Source organism: Leisingera sp. F5 (assembly GCF_001593695.1).
In genome coordinates this window covers 1-3,142 of record NZ_LUKH01000279.1, presented here as the reverse complement: position 1 = coordinate 3,142, position 3,142 = coordinate 1, and the positions used below count along the sequence as shown (strand labels likewise).

Sequence of the window (3,142 nt, the reverse complement as noted above, 5' to 3'; positions counted from 1 at the left end):
TTGCCAAACCGCCCTCGGAAACCCGGGTGGTGGTGGCTATGTCGGGCGGCGTCGACAGCTCTGTTGTTGCTGCATACTTGGCCGATCAGGGCTATGACGTGGTCGGCGTGACGCTGCAGCTCTATGATCACGGCGCTGCGCTGGCCAAGAAGGGCGCCTGCTGCGCCGGCATCGATATCCACGACGCACGACGGGTGGCCGAGGAACGCGGCTTCCCGCATTACGTCCTGGATTATGAGAACATTTTTAAGGATGCGGTGATTGACGAGTTCGCCGACAGTTATCTGGCCGGTGCAACCCCGGTGCCCTGCATCCGCTGCAATGAGCGCGTGAAGTTCAAGGACCTGCTGGAGACTGCCAAGGATCTGGAGGCCGACTGCATGGCCACCGGTCATTACATCCAGCGCATGATGGGGGCGAACGGGCCGGAGCTGCACTCGGCTGAGGATGCAAACCGCGACCAGAGCTATTTTCTGTTCTCCACAACGCCGGAACAACTGGATTATCTGCGCTTTCCACTGGGTCATCTGCCCTCCAAGGACGCAACGCGGGAGATGGCAGCGCAATACGGGCTGGCCGTGGCTGACAAACCGGATAGTCAGGACATTTGTTTTGTGCCGGACGGAAACTATGCTGGGGTGATCGAAAAACTGCGCCCCGGCGCCGCTGAACCGGGTGACATCGTGCATTCCGACGGCCGGGTGCTGGGCCGCCATGACGGAGTCCTGCACTATACCATCGGCCAGCGCCGCGGCTTGGGCATCGGCGGGCTTTCCGAGCCGCTGTATGTGGTGAAGCTGGACGTAGACAAGAAGCAAGTAGTTGTCGGCCCCAAGGAGCTGCTGGCCACCCGCACCATCCCGGTGCGCGAAATCAACTGGCTTGGGGATGACCCTTTCACCTCTCGCAAGGAATGGCACGTGAAGGTCAAGGTCCGGTCCACCCGCCCGCCTCGGGAGGCGATCATCCGGCCGCTGTCGGACACAACCGCCGAGGTGGAATTGCTGACGCCGGAAGAAGGCGTCTCTCCCGGTCAGGCCTGCGTGTTTTATGCAAATGAAGGCTCCCGCATCTTTGGCGGCGGCTGGATCTGGCGCGGCTACTGAGGCGCGCTGCCGGCCAATTGCGCCTTCCTTGCCCCGGCAATCCTTGTAAAAAATCCAACAGCGCCTGAGGCAGGTCCTGCCCTCAGGCGCTTCTCCGCAGAATCAAATCCACCGCATCATGCTGCCGGTCCGCAAATGTTTTGCTGTGCTTGGGCGGCACGCCCCGCGCGGAGGCGCAGCGCCCGCGCTACCGAAAGCCGCGCGGCGGAGGCGTCAGTCTCCGGCGCGCCTTGGCCTTACATCTGGGGGAGACGGTCCATGACAGCCCGCGCCGCCCGCAGGCCGGGCTCTTCACCGCCCTTGCCAAGACATTGCATGGTCACCTCCATGGCCTCCAATTGCGCGTCGGGATCTGCTGCCACCGCGGCCAGCCGGGCTGCGATGTTTTCCGGCGTGCACTCCGGCCCCAGGCATTCGGGCACCACGCGGGTATCGCTCACCAGGTTGACCAGCGTCACGGTGTCAATCAGTGCCATACGCTTCATTATCTGCCAGGTCAGCCATTGGAACTTGTAGGCAATCACCATCGGAGTTGCCGTGGCAGCCAGTTCCAGCGACACCGTGCCGGAGGCGGCCAGCGCCAGATCCGCCGCAGCAAAGGCGGCGCGTTTGTGGGCCTTGGCCGTGGCAGGATTAAATTTGTTCGGGTCGATCAGGACAGTGCCCTCGGGCCAGCCTTGCAAAGCCTCCACAACCAGCCCTGCAACCGATGCGGCGGCAGGGACAACCACCTGATAGTCCGGATGCGTTTTTGAAAACCGTTTCAGGGCCGCCCCGAAGTCCGGCGCCAGCCGCGACACTTCCGAGCGCCGTGAGCCGGGCAGCGCCAGAACAAACGGTGCGCGTCCCAAGCCAAACTCCGCGCGAAAGGCTGCTATCTCCGCTTCCGTGGCTTGCGGTTCCGCCACCACCGGATGCCCCACAAAGTCGCAGTCCATCCCTGCGGCTTCCATATATGGCGGCTCAAACGGCAAGAGTGCTAGAACATGGTCGATGACTTGCGCCATCTTCTCCGCCCGCTTTGGCCGCCAGGCCCAGACCGAGGGCGCCACGTAGTGCACGGTACGGATATTGCTGCGGTCTTTGACCAGCCGGGCCACCCGCAGGGAAAAGTCCGGGCTGTCGATGGTAATCACCACATCCGGCCTGGTTTCCAGAACCGCATCCGCCGTTTCCCGGATCCGGCGCTTCAGGTGGCGGTACTTAGGCAGCACCTCGGCCAGCCCCATAACCGACAGCTCATCCATCGGAAACCGTGAGGCCAGCCCCTGCTCCGCCATCAGCGCACCGCCAATGCCGTCAAAGCTGACGTCCGGTTCCAGCTGCTTCAGCCCGGCCATCAAAGCCCCGCCCAGACGGTCGCCCGAAGGCTCCCCTGCCAGAATGAAAACCCGAAGGCTCATCCCACACGCAACCACAGGAACAGGCCCAGACGGTCGCAGGCCGCAATCACCGCATCCTGGTTCAGCACGATCACGCCGCCGGCTTCCAGCACAATGCCAGACAGCCCCGCCTTGGCGGCGGCCTCCACTGTCCCGGCGCCGATAGTGGGAAGGTCAGCACGGCGGTCCTGCGCCGGCTTTGGTGCCTTGAACAGCAAACCGCCCTGCCCGTCCGGACGCTGCAGCAATGAGGCCAGCATCCAGTCGGTGCCAAAGATGTTTTCAACCGCGATTGCCTGCCGCTTGCGCACGGCGCAGGACTGGCCGATGTCCGCTGCACACATGGCGGCAACAATCTCGGCACCCCGCGCAGCATCCGCCTTGTCCAATTCGCCCGGCTGCACCTTGGTCGGCACGCCTTCGGACATCAACAAGTCCGGTGCCACTTCATGCGCGGCACGCACTGTGAACCCGGCCTGTTCGAAAATGCCGATAATGGCCCGCAAAGCCCCGTCATCGCCAGCAGCCAGCGCTGCCTGCAGCACCGGAACCAGCGGCATCGTGGCGGCATCAATGGCCGAAGGGTCGATACTGGGGCGGCGCACCGCGCCCGCCATGCAGATCTCGGTGACCTCGGCAGCTTTCAGGCGCTCC

At 63.7% G+C, this 3,142-nt stretch carries 3 protein-coding genes; 1 reads left to right on the top strand and 2 read right to left on the bottom strand.

Features of this window, described 5'->3' with window-relative positions; translation table 11 throughout:
* Nucleotides 1-1,106: tRNA 2-thiouridine(34) synthase MnmA (gene mnmA, locus A2I95_RS28835; protein WP_291735413.1), on the top strand; the 1,106-nt coding region annotated here is incomplete at its 5' end.
* 236 nt (nt 1,107-1,342) lie between these two features.
* Here the strand turns inward: mnmA and lpxB are convergent.
* Nucleotides 1,343-2,509, bottom strand: coding sequence for a lipid-A-disaccharide synthase (gene lpxB, locus A2I95_RS28830; protein ID WP_027258791.1), 1,167 nt, complete (start codon nt 2,507-2,509; stop codon nt 1,343-1,345).
* The coding region (locus A2I95_RS28825; RefSeq protein ID WP_291735411.1) for an LpxI family protein at nt 2,506-3,142 on the bottom strand (637 nt) is incomplete at its 5' end. The genes lpxB and A2I95_RS28825, both read right to left, overlap by 4 nt.

Excerpts from the sequence above, each read along its gene's own strand:
- lpxB (WP_027258791.1), bottom strand. The coding sequence starts at position 2,509 with ATGAGCCTTCGGGTTTTCATTCTGGCAGGGGAGCCTTCGGGCGACCGT.